The sequence below is a fragment of the Nocardia sp. CDC519 genome, from assembly GCF_059509835.1.
Map to the genome: position 1 here is coordinate 4,378,720 of NZ_CM183377.1, position 21,154 is coordinate 4,399,873.

Genomic DNA, 21,154 nt, shown 5'->3' on the forward strand with positions numbered 1-21,154 from the left:
ATGCCTGCGGCTACCCACGCGAGGATCGGGCACGGTGCGGGCTTCCGAGCGCCCGCACTGATCGCGGTCGCGCACGGTAGCCGCGACCCGCGCTCGGCCGCCACCATGACGGCGGTCACCGAGCAGATCGCGGCAGCCCGCCCGGATCTGGATGTGCGACTTGCCTTTCTGGATCTGAACGCACCGTCGGTGGATCAGGTGATCGATGCCGTGGCGGCGCAGGGGCATACGCGCGCGATCATCGTGCCGTTGTTGCTCGGCAACGCCTTTCACGCCCGGGTGGATCTGCCCGGGTTGCTCGCGGTCGCGGCCGCACGGCATCCGCGGCTCGAGCTGATCCAGGCCGACGTCCTCGGAGCCGACGCACGGCTCGTCTCGGCCTTGCGGGACCGGGTCATCGCCGCGGATCACGCGGTTGTCGGCGCAGCTCGGACCAGCGCTGTGCCCATGCGCGGCCCGCGCGGCAGTGGCGAGGGCACCAGTCACGCCGGCGCCCTGCCCGATTCCCGGCTCGGCATCGCCGTCGCCGCCGTGGGTTCGTCCTCGGCCGCGGCGAATGTCCGAACCGCCGAGGTCGCTCGATCGCTGGCGGCGATGACCGGCTGGTCGACCGAGATCTGCTTCGCCACCACCGGGCCCTCGGTCACCGAGGCGGCGGCCCGGTTGCGTGCACGCGGCGCGGAACACCTACTTGTGGCTCCGTGGTTCCTCGCACCGGGCCTGCTCACCGATCGACTGATGAAGCAGGCGCCCGACCTTGTGCACGCGCAGGTCCTCGGACCACATTCGGCGCTGATCGACATCGTGCTCGACCGCTACCACGCGGCGGCCGATGCGTCCGTTCTGCGCACAGCCTGAACCGCCCGGCAGTTCGTGCGGCAGAACGGCGCTTCGGTGGTGTCACGGATAGCCGCCTCGAGTAGCTCTCACGGCAGGGCGCCGGCACCGCCCCCGGCGTAGCGGCCGACCAGTTGCGCGCCGATCCGGGCCAGCTCGGCGCGGACGTCCGCAGGCCCGATCACCTCGATCGAATCGCCCCATCCGGCCAGCTGCTGAGCGACCATCCACGCCGTCGGCGCGGTGACCCTGGCCCGAACGCGCCCGTCCTCGATCGGGCCGTCGACCACGCAGTGCCGCCCCTGCTGGTCCTGCAGGATCGGGAGCAGCCGCTCGCTGATGAGCACGGTCGCGGCGACGGTCGAACGCTGCCGCTCCACCTCCTCGACCACCTGTTCCCAGGCCTCGGCAAGGTCGAAGTCCGCCGGCCGCTCGGCCGGCTCCGCGGTCACCACCATCGCGCCGATCCGGTCGACCCGGAAGGTGCGCCTGCCGCGTTCGGTGCCCGCGACGAGGTACCAGATGCCGTCCTTGTCGACGAGACCCAGCGGATCGACCGAGCGCTCGAACTGTTCACCGGTGCGGGTGCGGTAATCCAGGCGAACCTTGGTGCGCTGCACCACCGCTCGCTGCAACGTGCGGACCTCGGCGGGCAACGTCCGTTCGGTGGCGCCCCAGCGCGAGGGGTCGATGACGACGGCGTCGGCGGCGGCTTCGGCCTCGCCACGGAAGGTCTGCGGCAGGGCACGCACGAGCTTGCGCAGCGCGGCCTTCGCCTCGGGCTGCGCCCCCGCCGACGGTCCCGCGAGCAGGAACAAGGCTCGGGCCTCCCCTGCGGTCAGCCCGCTCAGGTCGGTACGCGCACCTCCGATCAATTGCCATCCGCCACCACGCCCCGGTTGCGGATACACCGGGATACCGGCCGCGGACAGAGCTTCGAGATCCCGGCGGGCGGTGGCCACCGATACCTCGAGTTCGGTGGCGATCTCGGCGGCGGTGACCCGCCCCCGGCTCTGCATCAGCAGCAGGGTCGCCACCAGTCGATCGGCTCGCATGAATCTCATTCTGCCGCTAAAAGTGCTCATTTGGTGCGCACTTTGACCGCGAGGATGGATTCATCGACACCGAACCGAAGGAGAAGACGATGTTGCGAGGCATGGCGACGGTGAATTTCTACGCCGACGATCTGGAGGCCGCGAAGGACTGGTACACCGAGGTGTTCGGCATCCCACCGTATTTCCACGTTCCCGGCGGCTACTACGAGTTCCGGATCGGCGATTACCAGCAGGAGTTCGGCCTCATCGCCGGGGCCTACGCACCCGGCGGCAAGCAGGCCCCCGGCGGCGCGATCTTGCACTGGCACGTCGACGATCTACAGGCCGCTTTCGACCGGCTGCTCGACCTCGGCGCCACCGTCTACGACCCGATCACCGAGCACGGCGACGGCAGCGGATTCATCACCGCGTCGGTGGTCGACCCCTTCGGCAATGTGCTCGGCATCATGTCCAACCCGCACTACCTCGAGGTGCTGGCCGAGACCGGGCCGGCGACGGCGCCGGCCTGACGCCGGGGGTCTCCCTACGCGGCGCCGGCTCGCGCTACTGATGGGTGCGGGCCGGGCCGCAGCGGTCTAGGGACGGAACCAGCGTTCGAGAATCTTCGCGACACCGTCGGCGGTGACGTCGGCGGTGACTTCATCGGCCATATCCCGGATTTCGGCGGGTCCGTTGGCCATGGCCACCGAATGCGCTGCCCAGCTCAGCATTTCCCGATCGTTGTAGCCATCGCCGATGGCCAGCGTGGCGCAGGCGGGCACGCCGAGTGCGGTGCGCAGCCGTTCCAGCGCCCAGCCTTTGGACACCCCGAGCCGCGAGACCGTCAGCCAGGGGCCGTATTCGCCGTACACCCAGCCGGCGTCGGGCACGCGCAGGAAGGTCAACAGCCGGCGCAGCTCCTCGGTGGAGCCTTCCGGCCACCAGCCGTTGAGCCGCGGGGTCGGTTCGCTGCACAGGGTGTGCTCGTCGACGACCAGGTATTCGCCGCCGACGTCGTATTCGCCGGGGCTGAATCCGGTGGCCCAGGTACCGATCCCGACCCGTTCCACAGCCAGGATCATCTCGGGGAACAGATCGCGCAGCGCCCGGACCGCGGGCCGGGGATCGAAGGCGTGCACGGCCACCGGATCGCCGGCGGCGACGTCGACATGCACGGCGCCGTTGGAGCACAGGGCGTGGCCCTCGGTCAGGCCGAGTTCGGCCAGTACCGGCCGGGTCTTGAGCACGGTGCGGCCGGTGCTGATGACGACGTGCGCGCCCGCGTCGACCGCTGCCCGAACCGCGGCGACGACCCGTTCGCTGATCGGCTCGCCGGTGGGCATGAGCGTGCCGTCCACATCCAGCGCGATCAGTTCCGGCGCTCCCCCATTGGCTTCCACTTACCTATTGTGCCGTCCGAGTACGCATTTGACATCCGAAATCGCACGGCAGTACCGAAACTCGTGACCCAGCAGCACAATCGGCCCTTCAGTCGGCAGACCCTTCGCGGGGCAGACGTTCGTACCCGAGGAGCAGGGCGACGATGTCGAGAGCGGTGTCGATCTGCGGCACGTCCCCACCCAGCAACGGCGCGTAGAGGTGCACATCGCAGATGCGGACGATGGCATCGGCCAGCACCCGGCTCGACATGCGCAACCGCAGATGCCCCAGCTGCTGCTGTTCGTCGAGCATCTCCGCGATCAACCGGGCCGAGGTGGATTCGATGACGCCGGGCAGCAGCGCCAGCCGGATGAACACCTGCGGTTCCCGGCGGGTCAGCGCGAGCAGTGGTTCCGAACCGGACACCGCCCGCATCAGCCGTTCCAGCACATCGAGGATGAGTTCGGCCCCGGTGCCGGAGCCGGCCGCAATCGCCTTGCGGTAGGTGCGCTCCGTGGCCTCGGCCAGCACCGTCGCGATCAGCTCGTCGCGATTGCCGACATGCCGGTACAGCGTCGCCCGGCCGATCCCGAGGGTGCGGGCCAGCACCGACATGTCCAGCGGTTCGCCCGCCAGATACAGCTTCGTGGCGGCATCGATCGCACGACGCCCTTCGGAAGTAGCGATCACCCGTCCATCTCCTCATATCCGGGGACAGACCGCGAACCAACGCCCCGAGTGGGGGTTGACGGATCCCGCCAGGTGAGACACACTCCTTCAGTGTCTCACGAAGCGTGGTGCGCATCACACCAGCACCCCTTCGACCGGCGATAGCGCAGAGGAATCCCGATGCCCACAGTTGAAACCGTCCGCGGCCCCGTCGACACCGAAGCCCTCGGTCAGGTGTTGATGCACGAGCACGTCTTCGTTCTCGGCAGCGAAATCCAGCAGAACTATCCGGACTACCCAAACCACTGGGATGAGGACGCGCGGGTCGCGGATGCCGTGGAGAAGTTGCGGCAGTGCAAGGCGCGCGGCATCGATACGATCGTCGACCCGACCGTGATCGGCCTCGGCCGCTACCTGCCCCGGATCCAGCGCATCAACGAGCAGGTCGACATCAATATCGTCGCGGCGACCGGCATCTACACCTACAACGAGGTGCCGTTCCAGTTCCACTACACCGGCCCGGGGCTGCTCTTCGATGTGCCCGAACCGATGGTGGAGCTGTTCGTCAAGGACATCCGCGAAGGCATCGCGGACACCGGCGTGAAGGCGGCTTTCCTCAAATGCGCGATCGAGGAGCAGGGTTTGACGCCGGGCGTGGAGCGCGTCATGCGCGCGGTGGCCCGCGCCCATGTCGAAACCGGTGCGCCGATCACCGTGCACACCAATCCGCACACCCGCTCCGGGCTGGTGGCACAGAAGGTCCTCGCCGCCGAAGGCGCCGATCTGACCAAGGTCGTCATCGGGCATTCCGGTGACAGCACCGACCTGGACTACCTGTGCGAAATCGCCGACGCGGGCTCCTATCTCGGAATGGACCGTTTCGGACTCGACGTGCTGCTGCCGTTCGAGGAACGGGTCGCCACGGTGGCCGCGCTGGCCGAACGGGGTTACGCCGAGAAGATGGTGCTCGCCCACGACGCGGCCTGCTTCATCGACTGGTTCAGCGAGGAAGGCAAGGCCGCCGCGGTGCCGAACTGGAATTTCACCCACATCAGCGATGACGTGCTGCCCGCCCTGCGGGCACGCGGCGTCACCGAGGAGCAGATCACCACCATGCTGGTCGACAACCCGCGCCGCTACTTCACCGCGTGAGGCCGCCGACCGGTCACCGACGAATTCCGGCAGACACCATGACCACTGAGACCACCGTGATCGAGATCCCGCGCGCCCACAACCCGTTCGACACCACAGGCGTCACCCTCGACGCCGACGGCGTGCCGCACTACACCGACCTACCCGCGACCCTGCTCGACCTGTTGCGCCATCGAGCCGAGACCAGCCCTGGCACCGAGGCGGTCGTGGAAACGGGCGCGCAACGCTTGACCTACCGCCAGTTGTGGGACCGGGCCACCCGCATCGCCGGCGGCTTACACGCGGGCGGGCTCACCCGCGGCGACCGGGTGGCCATCCGCTACCCGGCCGGCGCGGACTGGGTGCTCGCCTTCTGGGGCGTGGTGCTGGCCGGCGGGATCGCCGTCGCGGTGAACACCCGCTCGGCCGAGCCCGAAATCGAATTCGTCCTCGCCGACGCGGGCGTGCGGGAGGACCTGTCACCCGGCACCCCGCTACCCGATGGCGAGCCCTATGTCGCCGAAGGACTTCGCCACGACGATCTCGCCGCGCTGTTCTACACCTCCGGCACCACCGGAAAGCCGAAGGGTGTGCCGACCACCCATGAGGCGTTCCTGACCAATGCCGAGAACATGGTTCGCTGCCTGGGCCTGCCCCGCGATATCGGCGCACAGTTGCGGACACTGATCTCGGTGCCGCTGTTCCACGTCACCGGCTGCAATTCCCAACTGCTGGTCGCCGCGTATCTCGGCGGCACCTCGGTGATCATGCCCGGACGGGACGTGCCAGGGATGATCGCCGCCGTACCCGCCGAACGTATCTCGTTCATCGTGACGGTGCCCGCCATGTACGCACTCATGCTGCGGCACGCGGATTTCGCCACCACCGATATGTCCGCGGTGCGCTGGGTCGGTTACGGCGGTGCGCCGATCGCACCGGCACTGGTCCGGGACGTGCAGGCGGCGTTCCCGGCCGCGACCGTCTTCAACGGTTACGGCATGACCGAGACCGCCTCACTGATGACGCTACTGCCCGATGACGACGCCGTCGCCCACGCCGATTCGGTCGGCTACGCGGTGCCGTCGGTGCGGCTCGCGGTGGCACCGATCGATGGTGATCCCGCGGTCGGTGAGCTGCTGGCGCGCGGCGCGAATGTCACCGGCGGGTACTGGAATCGACCGGAAGCCACCGACGCGGCTCTGCTGCGGGGCTGGCTACGCACCGGTGACGTCGTGCGGGTCGACGATGCCGGGCGCGTGCACATCGTCGACCGGATCAAGGACATCATCAATCGCGGCGGAGAAAACGTCTCCAGCGTCGAGGTCGAGGCCGCCCTGCTGGCGGCACCGCGGGTCGCGGACGCGGCCGTACTCGCCGTACCCGATGACGTCATGGGTGAGAAGGTGGGTGCGGTGCTCTTCGCCGACGGCGCGGCGATCGATATCGACACCGTGATCGCGCATTGCCGGAAGCAGCTGGCCGACTTCAAAGTCCCGCAATACGTCACCGTGGTCGACCAGCCCCTCCCCCGCAACGCGGGCGGCAAATTACTCAAGGCGCAACTGCGCGAACAGGTTCGGTGGGGCGCGCCCCTGCGCTGACGCCTCAGCGGCAGCGCAGGCGCGCCGAACAGGGCTACATCACCGTCGACGGGGTCGATGCCGCGCGGCGGGTACCTACCGGGACCTGAGAAGGGTCCTGCTTCCCCGTTGTGGCGACAACCCGGCTGCCACAACCAGAACCCCTCGACGCTGGAGCCGGAGCCAGCGGCCGACGGTGCGCTACCGGAACCGGTGCGGCACCGTCGGCGCCTGCTGCGGGTGTTCAGGACTCAGCGGCCGCCCGAACCACCGCCCGAGCCGCCGGAACCACCCGACCCACCGGAGCCACCGGAGCCACCCGAACCACCCGAGCCGCCGCGTGAACCGCCGGAGCCGCCCTTGGACCCACCGCCGCGCGAACCGCCCGATGAGCTGCTGCCGTCCGAATCGCCGCCCGAGCTCCGCGACCCTCCGCTGCGCGATCCACCCGACGAGCTGCCGCCGTCCGAATCACTCGAGCCACCGCGCGCGCCGCCGCTGCTCGACCGGCCAGAACCGCCGCCGGAAGAGCTACCGCCAGTCGAACTTCCGCCGGTCGAGCCGCCTCCCGAGGCACCGCCGCCCGAGCCCGAGCCACCCGCTGCGCCACCGGAAGCCGCACCCCCGGAGGCAGATCCGCCGGTGGCCGAACCACCCGACGCGGACCCGCCGGAAGCAGAACCACCCGAGGTCGAACCGCCGGAGCTCGAACCGTCCGAACCCGATCCCCCGGACGTCGAGCCACCGGCGCCCGCACCCGACGCTGCGCCGGTCGAACCACCCGACGCCGCGCCGCCCGCGGCCGAATCACCGTCGGCCGCACCACCTGACGTGCCCGAACCGCCATCGGTGGACGCACCGCCGCCCGATCCGATGCCGCCGGAAGCATCGCCCGCTCCGCTCCCGGTGCCGGCCGAGCCACCCGGAACACCCGCCCCGCCGGCGGCGGGATCGCTCGCCGGAGTACCGGTCGAACCGCCGGGCGCGGTGCCGCCGGGCACCGTCGAATCGTCCGGCGCACCTGGTGTGGTGCCCGCAGGCGTTCCCGGCACTGTAGCGCCGGGATCGGTGGCCCCGCCGGGTGTCGTACCAGGCGTTCCGGGAACAGGACTCGACCCGTCGCCGACGCCGGGAACTCCCGGAATCGTTGGGGTGCCGTCGGCCGGATCGCTCGGCGGCCGCACCGTGCGGTCGGGCTGGGCGAACGGCAGTGGATTGCGGAACCGTGCGGGGTCGGCGTAGGTGCCGGGCGACTCGTCGGTCCGATGACGCCATTCTCGGGTGTCGGAGTGGGAATCGCCGCGGCTGCCACCGTGGCTCTCGGCCCTGGTCGGGCCGTGCGGACGGGAGTACGCCGAGGGCGAGACCATCGCGGCGTAGCCGGTCGACCGGGCGGGCGAACCCGAGACGGCCCTGGCGAGGCCGGACGCCGCGTAGCCGACGGCATGCAGATGCCGGGCGAGGCCGTGGTCGGTGAGGGCGCTGCCGTCGAGTTCCACGAGCAGTGCGTCGCGCGGGATGTCCAGGCGGGGGAACCGGTCGAGCACCGGGGAGAGCTGAGTGTCGACGGTGCCGCTGCCGAACATGGTGGCCGCCGACATGGCGATCGCCGAAACGATTGCGGCGCCGGAGAACACCGGCGGATGGAAGCTCGCGCCCGGCGCTGCCGGCGTCGCGGTGCGTGCGGCGAGATAGGCGGCGCCCGCCGCCACGGTCTGCCCAGGGTCGGCCGACATGATCACCGGCTTGCCGAGTTCGGCGAGCGTGCGCGCCACTTCCGGTGGCCGCGCCGCACCGCCGACGACCAGGATGCGACCGATGTCGGACATGCCGATTCCCGCGGCGCTCACCGCGGCCCGTACCACTTCCAGCGAATCACGGATCTGCTCGACCCGCAGGCCGTCGGTGTCGACGATGGAGGTCATCGCGACCGTGCCCGCCGCCTTGGTTCTACTTCCGGCGTAGCGGGCGATCATCGCGCCGAGCGGGCGGCCGCCGAAGTCATAGCAGCGCACCGGTTTCCCGACCATCGGATGATCCGGCCAGTCGGGGCCCACGCGCACGACGGTGATATCGAGGCTGTTGCCGCCGAGGTCGTAGACCAGTACGAATTCCGATGGCAGCGGGCCGTGTTCGCGTTCGAGCCATTCGGCGGCAGCCACCGGTTCGGGCACCAGCTCGACGTGGCCGATGCCGGACAGCTCCAGCGCCTGCCGCAGCAGGGCGACCTGCTTGTTCGAATACGCCGCCGGATAGGTGGCGACCACACCGGCCGAGGGCTCCGCGGCGGCGAGCAGGCTGTGCACCACGGCCGCGATCATGTTCGCCGGCGACCAGATCCGGCCGCCGATGGTCACCGAGTCTGGGTCGCGGGCCAGGTCGGCGAAATCGGTGACCGCTCCGGCGAATTCGGGGATCGCGCCGAGCCGGACACCGCTGCCGTCGAAGGCGGCGGTGGTGCGCCTGGTACGCGCCGATGGTCGTGGTTGCTCGGCGGTCGCCACCGCCGATACGGAGTTCACTGTGCCGATGCTGAAGCCCAGCCCTGTAGTCATTCGCTATCCCGTCAACGCACCGAGACCACGTCCCTCATGTGAAGAACCATGGGCCGCGGTCGTCTTCCAAACAGCTCCCACAGGTTAGCTGTTTCGACTCCATTCGGATGCCTGTTTGATATGAAAGATTCAACCGATCGCGACCTTTCGACAAAATTGCTGGTCACAGCATCGCGCTCGAGGAGTTCAGACCCCTGGATCGATGCGATTCGGAGATCTCGTGTCGCATTCCGCAATCATTCGGCGATCTCGACACCTGAACGCGCACAAGGGGACCGGGTGCACGGGTCGGTCGTTCGGTACACACCTACCAGTCGGTAACCACCGCGTTGCCCGGGCATCGAAATTCGACCGAGCGGTCGCTTCCGCCGTGTTGGGTGACACGTCAACGCAACGGCCGATTCCCGCCAGCAGAGGCCGCGGGCAGCGGGTTGACTGGTCATCACGACGTCGTAGCGCACATCAAAAGGCAAGTACCAGAAGGGAAACCGAATTCCATGGCACAACGATTCGCCGACCGGGTCGTCCTGATCACCGGAGCGACCTCGGGCGTGGGCGAGGCAGTGGCCCGGCGGGTGGCCGCGGAGGGTGCCGCGGTGGTCCTCGGAGCGCGCGGAAAAGAAGCGGGCATGCGGGTGGCCGAGCAGATCCGCACCGACGGTGGGCGCGCGGTCTTCGTACCCACCGATGTCCGGAATGAGGAGGAAGTCGCCGCGCTGACGCGGGCGGCCGCCGACGAGTTCGGCCGGCTCGACGCCGCATTCAACAATGTCGGAGCCGTCACCGCGTACGGGCCGGTCGCCGACATCGATGGCGCGGCCTGGCGCGATGAGCTCGAACTCAACCTGACCAGCGTCTTCTACGGTCTGCGCCATCAAGTTCCGGCCATGGCGGCCTCGGGCGGCGGCGCGATCCTGAACAACGCGTCCAACCTGGGCGTGGTGGGGATGGCGTCGGTGGCGCCGTACGTCGCCGCCAAGCACGGCGTCGTCGGATTGTCCCGCGCGGTCGCGCTGGAGGCGGCCGATCAGGGTGTACGGGTGAACGCGCTGGTTTCCGGGGCCGTGGATACCCCGGCTTTCCGCAACTCGATGGGCGCCACCCCGGAAGGGGAGGCGGCGATCGCGGCGCTGCATCCGCTGGGCCGGATCAGCCGGCCGGAGGAGATCGCGTCGCTGTGCGCGTACCTGCTGAGCCCGGAATCGAGCTTCGTCACCGGCGCCGCCCTCACCATCGACGGCGGATTCACGGCGCGGTGATCAGCGACCGCATCGCACGCACCGGCCCCTCATCGGCCGATGCGTGCGATGCGGGCCTCGGACCTCAGGAACGTGAAAGGTACGGCACCGCACCACGGGCCGCGTGTTCCGGCACTCCCGAGATCGACAACGAGCGCGCCGGAGCACACGGCTCCGGCACGCTCGTCGGTATCGGTTCGGATCGCGTCAGATCCGGTTGAGCAGGCGCCGCACCGGTCCGGCCGGGCGCAAAACCGCGCCCCCGGGCCGGAGATCGGGCTGCCTGCTGCGAACCAGGCGGTCGAATCCGTCCGCACCGCCCGACGGCGCGCGCAGCCGCCCGGCGTTGAAGTCGTCGGCCAGCTGCTGCACCGTCTGCTGGGCGCAGGACTTGTTGGTGCCGATGAATCCGGTGGGTCCACGCTTGATCCAGCCGGTGACGTAGGTGCCCGGCAGCACCGAACCACCCGGCTGATCGAGCACCCGGCCGTCCAGGTTCGGGATCACACCCGCCCGCTCGTCGAACGGCAGACCAGGCAGCGGCACGCCACGGTAACCCACCGAGGTGAGCACCAGCCCGGCATCGAGCCGCTCGGTCTGCTCGGTGGCCACCGCGCGGACGTTGCCCTCGGCGTCGGTGACCAGCTCATTGCGGACCACCTCGATACCGCTGACCTGGTCCGGGCCGAGGATCTCGGTCGGCGAGGACAGGTAGCGGAAGACGATCCGGCGTCGCTGCCCGACCGGTCGGTTGCGCACCGAATGCAGCAGGCGCAGCTTCTGCTCGACCTGGTACGGCAGATCGCCGGTGATCTCCGGCAGCTCGCCCTCGATGACGATGTCGACATCGGATCCGAGCAGGCCGACGAACTCCGGCACCGTGAACGCCGACTCCGCCGGACCACGCCGGCCGAGGATGACGACCTCTTCGATCCGGCTGTCGCGCAAGGCGTCCAGCGCGATATCCGAGATGTCGGTGCCGACCAGCGATTCCGGGTCGATGGTGAGGATGCGCGCCACGTCCAGCGCCACATTGCCGTTGCCGACGATCACCGCACACGTGCTGGACAGATCGAAGCCGCGGTTGACGTGATCGGGATGGCCGTTGTACCAGGCGACGAAATCGGTGGCCGACACATTGCCGGCCAGGCCCTCGCCCGGAATGCCGAGCTTACGGTCCGAGGAGGCACCGACGGCGTAGATCACCGCATGGTGGTAGGCCAGCAGCTCCTCGTGCGAGATGTGCTTGCCCACCTCGACATTCAGGTACGAACCGAAGCCGGGCTGGGCGGACATGACGTCGAAGAGCTTGCTGACCTGGCGGGTCTTGCCGTGGTCGGGGGCGACGCCGTGGCGGGCCAGACCGTAGGGCACCGGCAGCCGGTCGAACATCGTCACCGTGACGTCGGGCTGGGTGAGCAGCTCGTCGGCGGCGTACATGGCCGAGGGGCCGGAGCCGACGATGGCGACCCGCAGCGGTTCGCGTTCGGTGCGGATCTCGGGAGCCGGCACCGGCTTGGCCAGGATGGGCCGCGGCCGCGACTGCCGATAGAACTGCGCGTTGATCTCGATGAAGGGCTTCTGCTCTTCGGTCAGTTTCTTCGACGAGGTGATCGCGTCCACCGGGCAGGCCGAGGCGCAGGCACCGCAGTCCACGCACGCCTGCGGGTCGACGTAGAGCATTTCCGCGCTCAGGAAATCGGGCTCGTCGGGCGTGGGGTGGATGCAGTTGACCGGGCAGGCGTAGACGCAGGACGCGTCGCTACAGCAGGACTGCGTGACAACGTAGGGCATGGGTACCTCAGGCCGCCTTGCCGACCACGCGCAGCGGCTCGGAACGGTAACGGGTCGAGTGACCGTCGATACCGAGCAGCTTCCACACACGCTTGGAGATCGGGTTCATCAGGCCGATCTCCTTGGCCAGCGAACGGACGTCGGCGAAGTAGTCGCTGAAGACCTGCTTGGCCTCCTTGGAACCGTAGAACAGCTCCTTGCGCACCGATTCCGGGATGTCGAACTCGTCGAAGAAGCTGCGCGGCGGGGTCGCGATGGCGCGGCCGAGGATCCACATGATGATCGGCATCGCGATCGAGAGAACGAAGCGGTTGGCCGCGTTGCCCTCGGGCACGTGCTGCTTGAGGAATTCGTGCGCGAAGGAGATGTGGCGAGCTTCCTCGGCGACGTGGATGGCCATGACACCACGCATGATGGGGTGCACGTCCTCGCCGGAGCGCAGGATGTCCTTCTGGATGTGGTCGATCGGCTCCTCGCCGGCGAGCACGGCCATGAAGAACAGGTTCGGGGCCAGCACGGCGACCGGGACGGCCAGGTGGCGCAGCTGGCGAACCAGCGGGCCCATGCCGGGCACGTCGATGCCGATGCGGTTGACCATCTCCTGGAACATCAGGGTGTGGTTGTGCTCCTCGATCATCTCGTGGGAGCAGTAGCGGAACTCCGGCGAACCGTTGGGCAGGCCGAAGACGTGCTGCATCATGCCGCTGATGAGGATGGCCTCGAACTGGAGGCCGACCTTGGCCACGTTCGACTGGCGGTACTTGCCGACCGCGATCTTCTGCTCATCCGAGAGCGCCAGGTACCACGGATGGCGGCCGAGCGGATCGGCGGACTGGGGCAGGATCCAGCGCTCGGGCTTGGTATCCGCATCGAAGTCCGGGTTCTCCCAGTCGATGTCTTCGAAGGGATCGAAGTGCCGGTTCACCGAGCCCTCCGACAGCAGCAGCAGCTTCTGGGCGTACTCCTGGGCCTGCGCGACCACCGGGTCGGTGTCGGGTGTCGTGGTGGCTGCGGACATCGTCGTCACTGCCTCTCGGTCGGGAATACCTATTACTGTTCCCAATAGTTACATCAACCGAGAGTCACGTCAACATGGGCTGGTCCGGGCGGCGGGTCGGATCCGGTGACGCATTCTTCGGACCCGGTCGGTCGCCCAGAGGTCCCGCTTACCGCCCTAGCCCACGCCGAGCTGCGACAACGCCGCGAACACCGCGTCACCCGGCACGGCCAAGGTCAGCCCGATGGCCCCGGCGGATACCGCGGCCGCGGCCGCGACGCGCGCACTCCTGCGGGCACCGCGCCGGGAGAAAACCCACGGTCGAGCGGCGGAAACCGGCTCGGCCGGCGCCGCCGACGCGGCCGCCCGCCTGGCCATGAGCGCGGCGCCGGTGGCGATGGTGCGCTCCGGATCCGCGGCGATGACGATCGGGCGGGCCAGCTCATCCCCCAGCACCCGCGCCACCTCGGCCGGGCGGGCCGCGCCGCCGACCACCAGCACCCGGTCGACGTCGGCCATCGTCACATCGGCCAGCCGCAGGCACCGGTAGACCAACTCCAGCGACTCGCGGACATGCTCGCCGCGCAGCTCGCCCGCCAGATCCCGCGCCGGCGAACCGCCCGGATCCTCACCCGACCGGCCATGGACCGCTCGCGCGGTCATCAAGGCCCCGAACGCGCGCCCACCGAAATCCCGGGACCGCAGCGTGCCCATCACCGGGTTGTCCGGGCATCCGGCCCCGACCCGCACCAGCGTCACATCCAGGCTCGCGCCACCCAGGTCGTAGACCAGGGCCAGTCCGGGCATGAGCGGACCGTGTTCGGCCTCCAGCCATGCGGCGGCGGCGACCGGTTCGGCCACCAGCGTCACCCGTTGCAGGCCTGCGGCGTCGAGCGCGGCGCGTAGTTCGCCGACCTGTTGGTCGCTGTACCCCACCGGGTGGGTCAGCGTGATACCCGCGGGGTCGTCGTGCAGGTCGTCGCGGGCGTCCGCGATCAGGCAGTCGGCGACGACCGCCACCAGATCGGCGGGGGTCAAGGTGCGATTGCCGATCCGGGCCGCGCTCGCGCCGCGCTGGGTCAGATCCGCGAATTCGGTGACCACGCGGCCGTGCCGGGGAATGATGCCGAGCCGGGCCGTGCCCGTGCTGTCGAAGGCGAGGGTGGTGCGGTGGGTGCGGGCCGGTGGCCGGGCGGCCCGGCGACGGCGGCCGGGCGGCGCCTTCACCGAATCCTGCTGTGCTACTGCCGAAACCGTGTTCACCGTGCCGATGCTCAATCCGAGACCAAACGCCATCGAAATCCACCTGATCGCCGAGCGGACATGCTTCGAACGCCCATCAGGCAATCATTCCGCGATCGGCCTGCCAACCACCGGACACCAGGTTGTCCTCTATCGCCTCTCCCCCGCACCGGCCGATCCGCGCACCGCCGGCGCTCTCACCAGCGCCGTCGCTGACACCGCGCGGGCACGCCAGCGCGCGCACGGAAGCGGACCGGACACGCCGGATGACCTGATCCGGTTTGCCGAGCGGACACTGCCGCCACCGCATCGGAGGCCGAGATGCGCTCAGCTGGTGGGCAATTCCGGGATCCGGGTGGCCCGCGCGTAGACGGTCTCGCCCTCGGACAGTCGCAGCGCCTCGGCGTCGCCGCGGGTCACCTGCGCCGCGAACAGATCGCCGGTGGCGGCGTTGCGCATCTCCACTCGCACCTCGAAGCCGAGGTGCACCACCCGCTCGACGGTGGCGCGGGTGACCCCGGCCGATTCCGCGGTGCCCTCGTGCTCGGCCAGCGCCATGCTGGGATCGCGGCCCACGCGAATGTCGTGCGGGCGCACCAGATGGCCGTTGAGCCGGGCCACCGCGCCGAGGAAGGACATGACGAATTCGTTGGCGGGCCGGTCGTAGACGTCTTCGGGGGTACCGACCTGTTCGATGCGCCCGGCGTTCATCACCGCGATCCGGTCGGCCACGTCCAGGGCCTCTTCCTGATCGTGGGTGACCAGCACGGTGGTCACGTGTACCTCGTCGTGCAGCCGGCGCAGCCAGGTGCGCAGATCGGCGCGCACCTTGGCGTCGAGCGCACCGAACGGTTCGTCCAGCAGCAGCACCTGCGGGTCGACGGCCAGTGCCCGCGCCAGCGCCATGCGCTGACGCTGACCGCCCGACAGCTGCGCCGGATACCGGTGCTGGAAACCGTCCAGCCCGACGATGCCGAGCAACTCGTCGACCCGCTTGGCGATCTCGGCCTTCGGCCGCTTACGGATCTTGAGCCCGAACGCGACGTTGTCGCGCACGGTCATGTGCTTGAACGCGGCGTAGTGCTGGAAAACGAAGCCGATATCGCGCTTCTGCGGGGGCACCCGGGTGACGTCGCGATCGGAGATCACCACCACGCCCGAATCCAGCGTCTCCAGACCGGCGATCGAGCGCAGCAGCGTCGACTTGCCGGAACCGGACGGGCCGAGCAGCGCGGTGAGCTCCCCGGAGGGGATGTCGATGCTGACGTCGTCCAGCGCGGCGAACGATCCGTAATTCTTGCGCGCGTTGGTCACGGTGATCATTGGTTGCCTCCGGCAGTCGACATCGGTGCCCTGCGCGCGGCAGTGCCGATCATTTGTTGCCCCGCTTGCGTTCGAGCAGGGTCATCAGCAGCAGGGTGACCAGGGCAATGCCCATGAGCAGGGTGGCGGCGCTGTAGGCGCCGAAGGTGTTGTGGTCGTCCATGTACCTGGCGTGCACCAGCAGCGTCAGGGTCTGGGAGACGCCGGCGAAACCGGAGGACACCATGATCACCGCGCCGAACTCGCCGAGCGAGCGAGCCACGGTGAGCACGATGCCGTAGGTCAGGCCCCAGCGGATCGCGGGCAGCGTGATCCGCCAGAACGTCTGCCAGCGGGAGGCGCCGAGGGTCGCCGCGGCCTGCTCCTGATCGTCGCCGATCTCGTGCAGCACCGGCTCGACCTCGCGCACCACGAACGGCAGCGTCACGAAGATCGTCGCGATGATCATGCCGGGCAGTCCGAAGATCACCCGGAAGCCGGCCGAGTCGAGGCCGCCGAACCAGCCGCCCGCGCCCCACAGCATGATCAGCGCGACGCCGACCACCACCGGCGACACCGCGAATGGCAGGTCGACGATGCCCTGTACCAGACTGCGGCCGGGGAACCGGCCGCGCACCAGCGCGATCGCGGTGATCACGCCGAAGACGACATTCACCGGGACCACGATCGCCACGATGATCATCGACAGGTTGAACGCCGAGATCGCGGCAGGCGTGCTGATGGAATCGAGGAACGGACCGATCCCGTCGCCGAAGGTGCGGTAGAGGATCACCCCGAGCGGCAGTACGAGCAAGATGAACAGGTACCCGAGCGCGACGACGCGCAGCGAGAGCCGCACCGGTGTCGAGAGCTTCATCGCGCCTCCTGCTCCTTCCTGGCCGTCCGCTCGGCGAACAACCGCAGCACCAGCAGCGAGACGAAAGCGATGGCAAGCAGCGCCACCGAGACCGCGGCGGCCGCGACCGGCCGGTCGATCTCGATCTGCTGCTGGATGTACTGCGAGGCCATCTGGGTCTCGCGCGGGATATTGCCGCCGATCAGCACCACCGAGCCGTATTCGCCGATAGCGCGGGCGAAGGCCAGGCCGCCACCGCTGATGATCGCGGGCGTCAGGGTGGGCAGCACGATCCGCCGGAAGGTGGTCCAGTTGTCCGCACCCAGCGACAGCGCGGCCTGCTCCACTTCCTTGTCCACCTCGATCAGCACCGGCTGCACCGAGCGCACCACGAACGGCAGCGTGACGAACGCCAGCGCCACCACCAGACCCGGCTGGGTGGCGTTGAGGTGGATGTTGATCGGGCTCTCCGGCCCGTACAGCGACAGCAGCACGATGCTGGCCACGATGGTCGGCAGCGCGAACGGCAGATCGATCAGCGCGTTGACGATGCCCTTACCCGGGAAATCGTCGCGCACCAGCACCCAGGCGATCAGGGTGCCCATCACCACGTTGATCAGCGCGACGATCACCGAGACGAACACGGTGACCCGCAGCGAGGCCAGCGCGACCGGCGAGGTGACCGCCTCCCAGAAGCCGGACCAGCCCTCGTCGAAGGCGCTGACGGTGAGCGCGGCCAGTGGCAGCAGCACGATGATGCTGAGCCACAGCACCGCCGTGGCGATGCCGAGCGGGCCCACCGAGCCCGTCACCCGCAGCCACGACCAGTTCGGTCCCCGCGAGCCCGCGGCGGCGGGTTTGCTCAGCTCTGTGGTGGCGCCGGAACCGGGCGCGGGTTCGGTTCCGGCGCTGTTACTACTGTCTGTCACGGTGTCGAGTATCGCGTGTGTGCCGGCTCACCCGTCTACTTGGTGGCGTTGTCGTAGATGATGGCGATCTTGCCGGTACCCTGCGCGAACAGTTCGGCGTCGACCGTTTTCCAGCCACCGAGGTCGGCGATCGTGTACAGCTTCTCCGGTTGCGGGAAGTCGGCGGCGAATTCGGCGGCGACACCGGGATCGACCGGACGGAACCCGGCCTCGGCCCAGGCGCGCTGGCCCTCGGTGGTGAACAGGAAGTCGCGGAAGGCGGTGGCCTTCTCCTTGTTCTTGCTGTTGTTGAGCACCGCGACCGGGTTCTCGATCTTGAAGGTGTCGGCCGGGACGATGTGCTCGACCGGGTCGCCGTTGCGTTCGATGAAGATCGCCTCGTTCTCATAGCTCAGCAGCACGTCGCCGGTGCCTTGCAGGAACGTCTCGGTGGCGTCGCGGCCGGACTTGGGCTGTACCCGCATGTGCTCGGGCGAGATCAGCTTCGACAGATAGTCCAGGCCGGCCTGCGGGTTCTTGCCGCCCTCGCTCTTGGCCGCGTACGGGGCCAGCAGGTTCCACTTGGCCGAGCCGGAGCTGAACGGATTCGGGGTCACCACCTCGACGCCGGGCTTCAGCAGATCGTCCCAGGTCTTGATGCCCTTCGGATTGCCCTCGCGGACGACGATGGTGACCACCGAGCCGAACGGAATGCCCTTGGTGGCATCGGCATTCCAGCTCTCGTCGACCAGTCCGGCGTCCACCAGCCTGGTGACATCGGGCTCCACGGAGAAGTTCACCACATCGGCCTGAGCGCCGTCCTTGACCTTGCGGGACTGGTCTCCGGAGGCACCGTAGGACTGCTGGACCGCCACGCCCTTGCCCGCTTCGGTCGCGTTGAACGCCGGGATCACCTTGTCGAAACCGGGCTTGGGCACCGCGTAGGCGTACAGGTTGATGGTGCCGCCACTGCCGTCGGCGACCTGGCCGTCGACCGAATCGCTGGCGCCGCCGCTGCACGCACTGAGCGCGAACGCCGCGATCGCGGTGAAAGCGATGGCGGCGCGGCGTCGGCGTGCGGTGAGCCGGCTGGTGCGTGACATGGGTTGGACCTTTCTCGGGGCCGCCATGAACTCGGGGTGTCTGGCGGAGAACATCGGGATCGACAACAGACCTGCCCTGACGGCAGTGGCGCGACTTACCGGCCGGAAGGGCCGCTGGGTTCGGGCAACGCTGCGAAAAAGGTGCGCACCAGTCTAGGAGGAGACGCGCAGAACTGCCCGGATCCGATCACCGACAGTGAATATCCGCGACAACGAGGCAGCCCACCGCGATCAACGCCAATTCATGGCGGACCTGCGGCACAACACTCGTCGACACCCGGCAGACTGTAGCAGAGCACTCGAGCCGATTCGAATCGACGAATCCCAGATCGACGGGGGAACCACCATGACCACCAGCCCGGACCGGCTGCGCACCCGGCTGCCCGAAATCAGCACGCGCGCCTGGGAACATCCGGCCGATCGCACCGCTCTGGTGGCGTTGCGCTCGCTCGGCGGCTTCGACCTGGTCCTGCGCACCCTGTCGGGGCTGCTACGCGAACGCCAGTACCGGCTGATGTATCTGGCGACGGCGGTACGCGTCGATGAACGCCAGTTCCGTTCCCTGCACCAGCTGCGGCAGGACTGCGTCGAGATTCTCGACGCGCCCACCACACCCGAACTGTTCGTCGTGCAGAGCCCGGAGGTGAACGCTTTCACCATCGGCATGGACAAGCCGTTCATCGTGCTGACCACCGGGCTGGTCGATCTGCTCGACCACGAGGAGATGCGCTTCACCATCGGCCATGAGCTCGGCCACGCGTTGTCCGGGCACGCGGTCTACCGCACGATGCTGATGCATCTGCTGCGGATGGCCGATGGCATGGGCTGGATGCCGATCGGCGGCTGGGCCCTGCGCGCCATTGTCGCCGCGCTGATGGAATGGAGCCGTAAATCCGAACTCTCCGGCGACCGGGCCGGCCTGCTGTGCGGGCAGGATGTGGAGGCCTCGGTGCGCGTGCATATGAAACTGGCGGGCGGTGCGCGGGTCGGTGAGATGAATCTCGGCGCGTTCCTGGCCCAGGCCGAGGACTACGAGCGTTCCGGTGATCTGCGCGACGGCGTGCTCAAGCTGCTGAACCTGGAGCTGCAGAGCCACCCGTTCTCGGTGCTGCGGGCCGCCGAGCTGCGCCGCTGGATCCAGAGCGGTGACTACGAGCGCATCCTCGGCGGTAATTATCCGCGGCGGGCGCACGATAAGGACGCCAAGATCAGCGATGAGATCAAAGAGGCGGCGCGCAGCTATCGCGACACCTTCGATCAGTCCGAGGATCCGTTGATCCGGACGGTGCGCACGCTGGGGCGCGATGTGGGCGCCGCGGTGAACACCGTCGGCCAGGAGGTCGGCGGCGCGGTGGCCGATCTCGGCAAACGGTTCACCGAATGGCGACGGGGTTCGGACTCGGTCAGCGAGTGAAGAACCAGGCCACCAGCACCAGCACCAGCAGGGCGACCAGGGCCAGCTGAACCCGCGAGCGTGGCATCAGCGGGCTCCGCTCTGCGCGTGCTCGCGGGTCTCGACCAGCGGTTCCACCGGAGCCGCCTGCGCCAGCCGAGCCGAACGATAGCGGCCCGCCCGGACCCGATGCTGAGCCAGCGCGACCCGATGCTGGACCACCTTCAACGAGCGGTCGAGCACGTAGGCGATGGCGAAGCTGATCGGCACCATGCCCACCAGCACCACCAGGAACTGCGGGATGAACGGAAGTCCCGCCACCCACAGTTCGAAGCCGTCCCACCAACCCGCTATGCGATCCACGATCACCAGCCTAATCGACGCCGGGCAGCGGCCTCCGTCCTCGGCACGGCCCGAGCGTTGACCTCAACCGTGGTTGAGAGTGCAACCTGGAAGGCATGACACGAGCAGCGGAATTCTGGAACACCGTCTACGACAACGACACCGCCCCCTGGGTGATCGGCGAACCGCAGCCCGCGATCGTCGAGCTCGAACGCACCGGGGCGATCCGGGGCCGGGTGCTCGATCCCGGCAGCGGCGCCGGTGAGCACACGATTCTGCTCACCACACTCGGGTACGACGTGCTCGGCATCGACCTGTCGCCGAGTGCGGTCGACTACGCCCGCCGCAACGCCGCCGCCAAGGGCGCGCCGAACGCGCGGTTCGAGGTGGTCGATGTACTGGCCATCGCCGAGCACCGGCCGGATGATTTCGGCCCCTTCGACACCATCGTCGACAGCGCACTGTTCCACGTCTTCGGCGAGGACCCCGAGGCCAGGGCCACCTACGTGCGTGGTTTGCAGGCGATCTGCGCGCCGGGCGGGACGGTACACATCCTGGCGCTCTCCGATGCCGAACCCGGATTCGGTCCGCGGATCAGCGATGCGATCATCCGGGACGCCTTCACCGACGGCTGGGAGGTCGAGGAGCTGCGTCCGGCCAGGTACCGCGGCCCAATACCGAGGTCGTGGCCGATGAGGTCGCCCGGCTCGGGCTGCCGCAGGACGGCCCGATCGATACCGCGGCCTGGCTGGCCCGCATCCGCCGAGTGTGAGAGCCGACCGCGCCGGTGGCG

The 21,154-nt window shown here is 68.8% G+C and carries 20 protein-coding genes and 1 pseudogene; 8 read left to right on the forward strand and 13 right to left on the reverse strand.

Annotated elements, in window-relative coordinates; genetic code table 11:
• Positions 1 to 858: a sirohydrochlorin chelatase gene (locus tag AC5W7N_RS19630; protein ID WP_495921955.1), complete on the forward strand. Its 858-nt coding sequence runs from the start codon at positions 1 to 3 to the stop codon at positions 856 to 858.
• Positions 859 to 926: 68 nt separating this feature from the next.
• Here the strand turns inward: AC5W7N_RS19630 and AC5W7N_RS19635 are convergent, their stop codons facing one another.
• Complete coding sequence (locus AC5W7N_RS19635) at positions 927 to 1,892, reverse strand: helix-turn-helix transcriptional regulator (protein WP_495921956.1); 966 nt, start codon at positions 1,890 to 1,892, stop codon at positions 927 to 929.
• Positions 1,893 to 1,981: 89 nt separating this feature from the next.
• Here AC5W7N_RS19635 and AC5W7N_RS19640 point away from each other — a divergent pair, with 89 nt between their 5' ends.
• On the forward strand, positions 1,982 to 2,401 hold the full coding sequence (locus AC5W7N_RS19640) for a VOC family protein (RefSeq protein ID WP_163814081.1): 420 nt from the start codon (positions 1,982 to 1,984) through the stop codon (positions 2,399 to 2,401).
• A gap of 66 nt (positions 2,402 to 2,467) precedes the next feature.
• Here the strand turns inward: AC5W7N_RS19640 and AC5W7N_RS19645 are convergent, their stop codons facing one another.
• Together AC5W7N_RS19645 and AC5W7N_RS19650 are read right to left on the reverse strand one after the other, a co-directional pair.
• Positions 2,468 to 3,271, reverse strand: coding sequence for an HAD family hydrolase (locus AC5W7N_RS19645; RefSeq protein WP_194991444.1), 804 nt, complete (start codon positions 3,269 to 3,271; stop codon positions 2,468 to 2,470).
• A gap of 88 nt (positions 3,272 to 3,359) precedes the next feature.
• Positions 3,360 to 3,941 (reverse strand): QsdR family transcriptional regulator, encoded by a 582-nt coding sequence (locus tag AC5W7N_RS19650; protein WP_194991445.1) that lies wholly within the window; start codon positions 3,939 to 3,941, stop codon positions 3,360 to 3,362.
• Positions 3,942 to 4,100: 159 nt separating this feature from the next.
• Here AC5W7N_RS19650 and AC5W7N_RS19655 point away from each other — a divergent pair, with 159 nt between their 5' ends.
• Together AC5W7N_RS19655 and AC5W7N_RS19660 are read left to right on the forward strand one after the other, a co-directional pair.
• Positions 4,101 to 5,072: a phosphotriesterase family protein gene (locus AC5W7N_RS19655; RefSeq protein ID WP_495921957.1), complete on the forward strand. Its 972-nt coding sequence runs from the start codon at positions 4,101 to 4,103 to the stop codon at positions 5,070 to 5,072.
• A gap of 38 nt (positions 5,073 to 5,110) precedes the next feature.
• Positions 5,111 to 6,652: a class I adenylate-forming enzyme family protein gene (locus tag AC5W7N_RS19660; protein ID WP_228816055.1), complete on the forward strand. Its 1,542-nt coding sequence runs from the start codon at positions 5,111 to 5,113 to the stop codon at positions 6,650 to 6,652.
• 230 nt (positions 6,653 to 6,882) lie between these two features.
• Here the strand turns inward: AC5W7N_RS19660 and AC5W7N_RS19665 are convergent, their stop codons facing one another.
• Positions 6,883 to 9,186 (reverse strand): Hsp70 family protein, encoded by a 2,304-nt coding sequence (locus AC5W7N_RS19665; RefSeq protein WP_495921958.1) that lies wholly within the window; start codon positions 9,184 to 9,186, stop codon positions 6,883 to 6,885.
• A gap of 497 nt (positions 9,187 to 9,683) precedes the next feature.
• Between AC5W7N_RS19665 and AC5W7N_RS19670 the strand changes: the two genes are divergently transcribed.
• A complete protein-coding gene (locus AC5W7N_RS19670; RefSeq protein WP_194992594.1) occupies positions 9,684 to 10,445 on the forward strand; it encodes an SDR family NAD(P)-dependent oxidoreductase in 762 nt (253 codons plus the stop codon).
• A gap of 186 nt (positions 10,446 to 10,631) precedes the next feature.
• Here AC5W7N_RS19670 and AC5W7N_RS19675 read toward each other — a convergent pair whose 3' ends face one another.
• The 3 genes from AC5W7N_RS19675 to AC5W7N_RS19685 form a co-directional block, all read right to left on the reverse strand.
• Positions 10,632 to 12,218 carry an FAD-dependent oxidoreductase gene (locus AC5W7N_RS19675; RefSeq protein ID WP_495921959.1) on the reverse strand — a complete coding sequence of 529 codons (1,587 nt, stop codon included), beginning with the start codon at positions 12,216 to 12,218 and terminating at the stop codon, positions 10,632 to 10,634.
• 7 nt (positions 12,219 to 12,225) lie between these two features.
• Entirely contained in the window at positions 12,226 to 13,236 is a 1,011-nt protein-coding gene (locus tag AC5W7N_RS19680; protein ID WP_163814088.1) for an AurF N-oxygenase family protein, read from the reverse strand.
• Positions 13,237 to 13,392: 156 nt separating this feature from the next.
• Positions 13,393 to 14,478 carry an Hsp70 family protein gene (locus AC5W7N_RS19685; protein ID WP_495921960.1) on the reverse strand — a complete coding sequence of 362 codons (1,086 nt, stop codon included), beginning with the start codon at positions 14,476 to 14,478 and terminating at the stop codon, positions 13,393 to 13,395.
• Between AC5W7N_RS19685 and AC5W7N_RS19690 the strand changes: the two genes are divergently transcribed.
• A complete protein-coding gene (locus tag AC5W7N_RS19690; protein ID WP_194989916.1) occupies positions 14,471 to 14,827 on the forward strand; it encodes a hypothetical protein in 357 nt (118 codons plus the stop codon). The genes AC5W7N_RS19685 and AC5W7N_RS19690 overlap by 8 nt on opposite strands.
• Here the strand turns inward: AC5W7N_RS19690 and AC5W7N_RS19695 are convergent.
• The 5 genes from AC5W7N_RS19695 to AC5W7N_RS19715 all read right to left on the reverse strand — a co-directional run bounded on the left by AC5W7N_RS19695 (position 14,785) and on the right by AC5W7N_RS19715 (position 19,038).
• Complete coding sequence (locus AC5W7N_RS19695) at positions 14,785 to 15,780, reverse strand: sulfate/molybdate ABC transporter ATP-binding protein (protein ID WP_036534722.1); 996 nt, start codon at positions 15,778 to 15,780, stop codon at positions 14,785 to 14,787. The two genes, AC5W7N_RS19690 and AC5W7N_RS19695, sit on opposite strands and share 43 nt — an antisense overlap.
• A 49-nt stretch (positions 15,781 to 15,829) precedes the next feature.
• The gene (gene cysW / locus AC5W7N_RS19700; RefSeq protein ID WP_194989914.1) at positions 15,830 to 16,636 is read right to left on the reverse strand and encodes a sulfate ABC transporter permease subunit CysW; all 807 of its coding nucleotides are present in this window, start codon (positions 16,634 to 16,636) and stop codon (positions 15,830 to 15,832) included.
• Positions 16,633 to 17,481, reverse strand: a complete 849-nt coding sequence (cysT, locus tag AC5W7N_RS19705; protein ID WP_178127973.1) for a sulfate ABC transporter permease subunit CysT — start codon at positions 17,479 to 17,481, stop codon at positions 16,633 to 16,635. The genes cysW and cysT overlap by 4 nt, the downstream gene beginning before the upstream one ends.
• 98 nt (positions 17,482 to 17,579) lie before the next feature.
• Complete coding sequence (locus AC5W7N_RS19710; protein WP_163814091.1) at positions 17,580 to 18,626, reverse strand: sulfate ABC transporter substrate-binding protein; 1,047 nt, start codon at positions 18,624 to 18,626, stop codon at positions 17,580 to 17,582.
• 187 nt (positions 18,627 to 18,813) lie between these two features.
• Positions 18,814 to 19,038 carry an Ms4533A family Cys-rich leader peptide gene (locus AC5W7N_RS19715; RefSeq protein ID WP_375139397.1) on the reverse strand — a complete coding sequence of 75 codons (225 nt, stop codon included), beginning with the start codon at positions 19,036 to 19,038 and terminating at the stop codon, positions 18,814 to 18,816.
• Here AC5W7N_RS19715 and AC5W7N_RS19720 point away from each other — a divergent pair.
• Entirely contained in the window at positions 18,973 to 20,040 is a 1,068-nt protein-coding gene (locus AC5W7N_RS19720; protein WP_495921961.1) for a M48 family metallopeptidase, read from the forward strand. The two genes, AC5W7N_RS19715 and AC5W7N_RS19720, sit on opposite strands and share 66 nt — an antisense overlap.
• 66 nt (positions 20,041 to 20,106) lie before the next feature.
• Here the strand turns inward: AC5W7N_RS19720 and AC5W7N_RS19725 are convergent, their stop codons facing one another.
• The gene (locus tag AC5W7N_RS19725) at positions 20,107 to 20,382 is read right to left on the reverse strand and encodes a hypothetical protein (RefSeq protein ID WP_194989912.1); all 276 of its coding nucleotides are present in this window, start codon (positions 20,380 to 20,382) and stop codon (positions 20,107 to 20,109) included.
• 95 nt (positions 20,383 to 20,477) lie between these two features.
• Between AC5W7N_RS19725 and AC5W7N_RS19730 the strand changes: the two are divergent.
• Positions 20,478 to 21,133, forward strand: a pseudogene (locus tag AC5W7N_RS19730) (class I SAM-dependent methyltransferase).
• Positions 21,134 to 21,154 lie beyond the last annotated feature (21 nt).

Coding starts and splice junctions, on each gene's coding strand:
- AC5W7N_RS19630 (WP_495921955.1), top strand. CDS start 1: ATGCCTGCGGCTACCCACGCGAGGATCGGGCACGGTGCGGGCTTCCGA.
- AC5W7N_RS19635 (WP_495921956.1), bottom strand. CDS start 1,892: ATGCGAGCCGATCGACTGGTGGCGACCCTGCTGCTGATGCAGAGCCGG.
- AC5W7N_RS19640 (WP_163814081.1), top strand. CDS start 1,982: ATGTTGCGAGGCATGGCGACGGTGAATTTCTACGCCGACGATCTGGAG.
- AC5W7N_RS19655 (WP_495921957.1), top strand. CDS start 4,101: ATGCCCACAGTTGAAACCGTCCGCGGCCCCGTCGACACCGAAGCCCTC.
- AC5W7N_RS19660 (WP_228816055.1), top strand. CDS start 5,111: ATGACCACTGAGACCACCGTGATCGAGATCCCGCGCGCCCACAACCCG.
- AC5W7N_RS19665 (WP_495921958.1), bottom strand. CDS start 9,186: ATGACTACAGGGCTGGGCTTCAGCATCGGCACAGTGAACTCCGTATCG.
- AC5W7N_RS19670 (WP_194992594.1), top strand. CDS start 9,684: ATGGCACAACGATTCGCCGACCGGGTCGTCCTGATCACCGGAGCGACC.
- AC5W7N_RS19675 (WP_495921959.1), bottom strand. CDS start 12,218: ATGCCCTACGTTGTCACGCAGTCCTGCTGTAGCGACGCGTCCTGCGTC.
- AC5W7N_RS19680 (WP_163814088.1), bottom strand. CDS start 13,236: ATGTCCGCAGCCACCACGACACCCGACACCGACCCGGTGGTCGCGCAG.
- AC5W7N_RS19695 (WP_036534722.1), bottom strand. CDS start 15,780: ATGATCACCGTGACCAACGCGCGCAAGAATTACGGATCGTTCGCCGCG.
- cysW (WP_194989914.1), bottom strand. CDS start 16,636: ATGAAGCTCTCGACACCGGTGCGGCTCTCGCTGCGCGTCGTCGCGCTC.
- AC5W7N_RS19710 (WP_163814091.1), bottom strand. CDS start 18,626: ATGTCACGCACCAGCCGGCTCACCGCACGCCGACGCCGCGCCGCCATC.
- AC5W7N_RS19720 (WP_495921961.1), top strand. CDS start 18,973: ATGACCACCAGCCCGGACCGGCTGCGCACCCGGCTGCCCGAAATCAGC.
- AC5W7N_RS19715 (WP_375139397.1), bottom strand. CDS start 19,038: ATGTTCCCAGGCGCGCGTGCTGATTTCGGGCAGCCGGGTGCGCAGCCG.